Genomic DNA, 4,883 nt, shown 5'->3' with positions numbered 1-4,883 from the left:
CCCGACACCGCCTGGATCAACAACCCGGCCCGGCAAGAACAACCCACCCGCTAACGACAACCTGTCTCAGGTTGACTTGACAACTACCGGCCTGCCCGGCGATGTCATGACACTGCCGGCGCTGCGAGACTGGCTCCTCGCGCACCCGCGCGCCTTCACCGCGCGCGACGAGGTGTGGCGGGAGTTGATCCGCCGCGCCCGCCTCGACGGGCCAGCGTGGGTGATCGCCGCGGTCGGCATGGCAATGCCGGCGCTGCGCCGCTACGCCAATCACCTGTGCGCCGGCTACGGCGGCGACCCGGACGACATCGGCGCAGAGGTCCTCACCGGCTTCCTGACCGCGCTGCGCGACCGGGTCGACCTGGCCCGCGACGCCCCCTACGCGGCGCTGTGCCGGGCGGCGTTCCGCGCCGGCTACGCCCTGCGACAACAAGCCTGCGAGTACACGTCGGTGGACAACGTCGACCACATCACCGGTCCCCGCACCCCCACCGTGCCCTACGGGCACCCGGACCTGCTCGTCCAACGGGCGGTCGGCCTGGGCATCCTCGACCGGGAGGACGAGCAGCCCTACATCGACATCCGGCTCGGGCGGCGGGCCATCGAACCGGTCGCCGCCCGCCTCGGCATCACCGTCGACGCGTTGCGCATGCGGTTGAGACGCATCGACACCCGCCTCGCCGACGCCCTCACCACAGGGCTGCTCACCGGCGTCACCAGCCAGCAGACGGCTGACGGCTGACGAACTCGCCCATCAAGCCGTGCACCGCTCGGCCACCCGCACCGGCCTCGCCGCGGTTAGCCGCCGCATCGCCGATCAGATGCCGGTGTCCGCGCCGGCGGCGCTCGCCGCCTGAGTCACACCCGCGCACCGCATCAATCCGATGCCGCTACACGAGAAGCCCGTGAACGTCCTCGCCTGTCGCACCGACCCGCCGGCGAGGACGTTCGGCTGTGCCGGCCCTGCACACGCGGTGGACCCCAACCGTCGTTTCGCGGTCCACCGCTGCTCGAGGCCGCATCGACGCCGGAGCTGTCGGCGCTCCCAACTCGAGGTGTGACCGGCCCGCTCCACTCCCGGCAGCAGCGGATCAGCCGGCAAACTCTCGATTCTCACAGCCGCTCACAACGCAGCCCTTTCCTGTGAGCCAAGGCCACCGCGAGCAGGCGATTGCCCCCCTCATGCTGACGGTCTCAGCTTGCCCCACCACGGCCAGAGCTGGCCCCACCAAAAGTGGGGGTACCTCCCGCAAAACGCGAGGCTCCGTCACGTCTGCTCGATCAGCGCCCGACAGGCTGAAGGCCAGCGCACGCTCGGCGGCAGATCCGTGCAGCTGACCTTGGCCGGATCGCCCGGTTCAAGACCCGTGTACCCCGGTTCTGCCGCCTCCCGCGGCCGGCGAGCGCTCGTCGTGCCGGCGCCACCAGACCCGCTACCGCTCCATCACCCGGCTCTCTCGGTCGGGATGTTCGCCGTTGTGGTGGGCCGGTAGCGTACGTTCACGACCGATGTAGGTTCGCCTTCGCCGAGCTGGTGAAGACGGATCGGCTCGCTGCCGGGGTTGTCGTACAGCCGGATGCCGTCGCCGAGCAGGACGGGTGCGATGTGCAGGTCGATCTCGTCGATCAGGCCCAGGGCGAGAAGCTGGCGGCCGATGGTCGGTGAGAACACTTCGAGGTTCTTGCCGCCGGCCGCCTCCAGCCCGATCCGCACCGCCTCGGCCGGGTCACAGTTCAGGAACGTGACTCCGTCGGCGGGCGCGGCGTCCTCGGGGTGGTGGGTGAGCACGAAGACCGGTCCGTCCCAGGAGCCGCCGTACGGGCGGCTGTCAGGCGCGGCGTCCCAGCCGTCTCGGCCACCCAACACGGCGCCCGTGGTCCCGATGTACTCGTCGGCCAGGCCCGGACGGGCCGAGATTCCGCTCATCCAGTCCATCTCGTGGTTCGGCCCCGCCACGAATCCGTCCAGTGACGTGGTGAAGTGCCACAGGACCTTTCCGGCTGCGGTCTGCGGCTCAGTGTCGCTCATTTCAGACTTGGTCATGGTTGTTGAGACGGTGTCCGCCGGGCAAGCTCATCGGTGGAGGCGTGGCGGTAGCAGGAACGCCGGGAAGAGCGCCGGCGCGTGGAACGCGGTGATCTCTGTGATCCGGCCGTCCTGGATCTGCAGCACCCCGATCGCGAACGGTGCGTAGGAGTGCTCTGCCGCAGGTCGCACGTAGGCCGCCGCGGCAAGCTGGCCGTTGGCCCCCGCCGGCAGCATGCGGAACGCTCCCACATAGCTGGGCGAGCCGGCATTCCAGCTCGCCGACAGCGCCGCGAGCACCGCGTCGCGGCCGGCGAACCACTCCGGATACGGCGGCATCGTCGTTCGCACTTCCTGCGCCAGCAGTTCGGCGACCCCGGCGAGATCGCCACGCTCGACCGCGGACATGTACCGGCGTAGCACCCTGCGATCTTCGTCGGTGGGTGGTGAGGACGGCGCCCAGTCCGTCCGGCCCGGTGGCAGGTGCTCGCGCAGCGTTGCTCGTGCCCGTTGCAGCGCGCTGTTGACCGATGCGACGGTACCGTCCAGTACCTGGGCCGTCTGCCGGACCGGCCAGCCCAGCACATCATGCAGAATCACCGCGGCGCGCTGCCGGGGCGGCAGGTGTTGGATCGCGGCCAGGAAGGCCAGTTCCAACGTCTCCTTCGCGACGACCGTCGGCTCCGGCTCATCGGAGCGCGGCGCGACCGGCTCCCATAGATGGCTGGGAAACGGCTGCAGCCAAGGGGTAGCGACAACCGCAGCTCGCGCCTGCCCCGGTCCGGACGGCGGACCGGCCTGATGGGGCAGCACGCGCCGCGCCCGACCGTCAAGGACATCGAGGCACGCATTGGTCGCGATCCGGTACAGCCAAGCGCGCAACGAAGAACGCCCCTGAAACCCGTTCCGGCCTCTCCACGCCCGCAGGAATACCTCTTGGACCAGGTCCTCGGCCTCATCGAACGACCCGAGCATGCGGTAGCAGTGCACCCGCAACTCGGCACGATGCCGCTCGGCGAGTTCGGCGAAACTCCTGTCGTCGTCCACCCGGCGACGGTACTTAACGACAAGCCCGGACGACGCCCGCTCATCGGCATGACCGTGCACTGACGGCGCCGACTTGCGGCAACTGCGTAGCGCGCGGATCGCGGCAGACATCCCAGGATTCAAAATGTCAAGCGGCTGCTGTGCTGTGGTGAGCCCAGGCCTTGTGTTCGTCGTAGATTGAGCGGGTCTTGAGGCATCCGTGGAGGATGCCGACGAGGCGGTTGCCGAGCTGGCGCAGCGCTGCGTGGTGGCCGATCTTTCGAGCTCTCATCGCGTCGTAGTAGGCACGGGCGCCGGGTGAGCCACGCAGAGCGCAGAGGGCCCATTGGTGCACGGCGTCGCTGAGGCGGTCGTTGTGGACATGCCGCGCCAGCACGGTTCTCTTCGTGCCAGAGGCTCGGGTGATCGGTGAGGTGCCGGCGTAGTTCTTGCGCGCCTTGGCGTCGGCGTAACGCTTGGGGTCGTCGCCGAACTCGGCCAGCACCCGAGCACCGAGGACCACACCGAGGCCGGGCAGGCTGGTGTAGAGCTCAGCGTCCGGGTGCCGACCAAAATGCTCTGCCACCACCTCGCCCAGGGCGTCGATCTCCGCGTTGAGCGCTGCGATCAGCCTGACCTCACCGGCGACGATGGCCGCGAACGCCTGCTGCACGGCCGGAGGCTGCCGTAGCGCGGGCGCCCGTAGGACGGTCTGGACTTGCAGCGCCTTGACCGCGACGTCACGACGGTTTGCCTTACGCAGTGCCGTGCTGATCCTGGCCGTGGACAGTCGCGCGGCCCGGTCGGGATCGGGTGCCGCGGCCAGGACGGCGAGCGCGTCAGGCGCGTCGAGGTCGTCGAAGGCGGTCAACGCGGCCGGGAAGTACTCCCGTAGCGCGCTCCGTAGACGTAGCACGTGCCGGGTCCGGTCCCAGATCATGCTTTGGTGGCTGCGAGCGACCAACTTCATCGCCTCGCCGTCGTCGGAGTCCCCGGCGATCGGGCGGTGGTGATCGCGGTCGAGGCGCACGATCTCCGCCAACACATGCGCATCGCCGGCGTCGCTCTTCGCCTTCGACGTGGAATGCCGCTCCCGGTACCGTGCCGTGGACATCGGGTTGATCGCGAAGACCTCATAACCGGCGGCCACCAGCGAGGCGACCCATGCACCGCGTTCGGTCTCGATCCCGATCTTGACCCGAGCGGCAGCATCGGAGGCTGGCAGCTCGGCCCACTCCTTCGGCATCACGCCGGCGATCAGAGCGTGCAGGCGCGTGACGCCATCCAATCCTTCCGACAGACGCCGGCGCGCCAACCGACGGCCCTGTTCGTTCACGATCTCGATGTCGTGGTGGTCCTCGGCCCAGTCATCACCCACGAACAGCATCGCTACCTGGGCTTGACCCGTTTCGACGGACAGGGTCGTTGTGTTGATCTTAGTTAGGCGGTTTGGTCGATCGGTAGCGGTTGTGAGCTGGTGGCCTCGAAAGCCGCAGGGCTGAGGTAGCCGAGGGTTGAGTGTCGGCGGCGGGTGTTGTACCAGCCCTCGATGTATTCGAATATGGCCTGGCGGGCGGCTTGGTGGGTGGGCCAGGCCTGGCGGTGCAGGAGTTCGTTTTTGATGGTGGCGAAGAACGACTCGGCGACTGCGTTGTCCCAGCACTGTCCGCGCCGGCCGACGGACAGGCGGATGTCGTGACGGTGTGCGAGGCGCGCGTGCTGGGCGCTGACGTATTGCTTAGGTTCAAGGAGTCGTTGCAACACCGGCTTGTTGGATAGATCTTAGGTGTTCGTCGAGGGCTTCTGCGGGGGTCTTCCAGCCCAGGGCCTT

3 protein-coding genes and 2 pseudogenes are annotated in these 4,883 nt (G+C 68.6%); 1 reads left to right on the top strand and 4 read right to left on the bottom strand.

What is annotated here, in order from left to right:
* Positions 1 to 106: 106 nt before the first annotated feature.
* A pseudogene (locus tag ABZV00_RS37650) lies at positions 107 to 857 on the top strand (hypothetical protein).
* Between the two features lie 587 nt (positions 858 to 1,444).
* On the opposite strand, the gene ABZV00_RS37645 reads toward ABZV00_RS37650, so the two are convergent.
* The 4 genes and pseudogenes from ABZV00_RS37645 to ABZV00_RS37630 all read right to left on the bottom strand — a co-directional run.
* Positions 1,445 to 2,029, bottom strand: coding sequence for a dihydrofolate reductase family protein (locus ABZV00_RS37645; RefSeq protein ID WP_355615393.1), 585 nt, complete (start codon positions 2,027 to 2,029; stop codon positions 1,445 to 1,447).
* A gap of 45 nt (positions 2,030 to 2,074) precedes the next feature.
* Positions 2,075 to 3,073, bottom strand: coding sequence for an RNA polymerase subunit sigma-70 (locus ABZV00_RS37640; RefSeq protein ID WP_355615390.1), 999 nt, complete (start codon positions 3,071 to 3,073; stop codon positions 2,075 to 2,077).
* Between the two features lie 127 nt (positions 3,074 to 3,200).
* Complete coding sequence (locus ABZV00_RS37635) at positions 3,201 to 4,439, bottom strand: IS110 family transposase (protein WP_355615387.1); 1,239 nt, start codon at positions 4,437 to 4,439, stop codon at positions 3,201 to 3,203.
* Positions 4,440 to 4,492: 53 nt separating this feature from the next.
* Positions 4,493 to 4,786, bottom strand: a pseudogene (locus ABZV00_RS37630) (integrase core domain-containing protein); the annotation flags it as partial.
* Positions 4,787 to 4,883 lie beyond the last annotated feature (97 nt).

Origin of the sequence: Micromonospora sp. NPDC005173, from assembly GCF_040608515.1 — a bacterium.
GTDB lineage: Bacteria > Actinomycetota > Actinomycetes > Mycobacteriales > Micromonosporaceae > Micromonospora.
The sequence above is the reverse complement of the archived record's forward strand: the minus strand, read 5'-3'. Positions and strand labels throughout refer to the sequence as shown.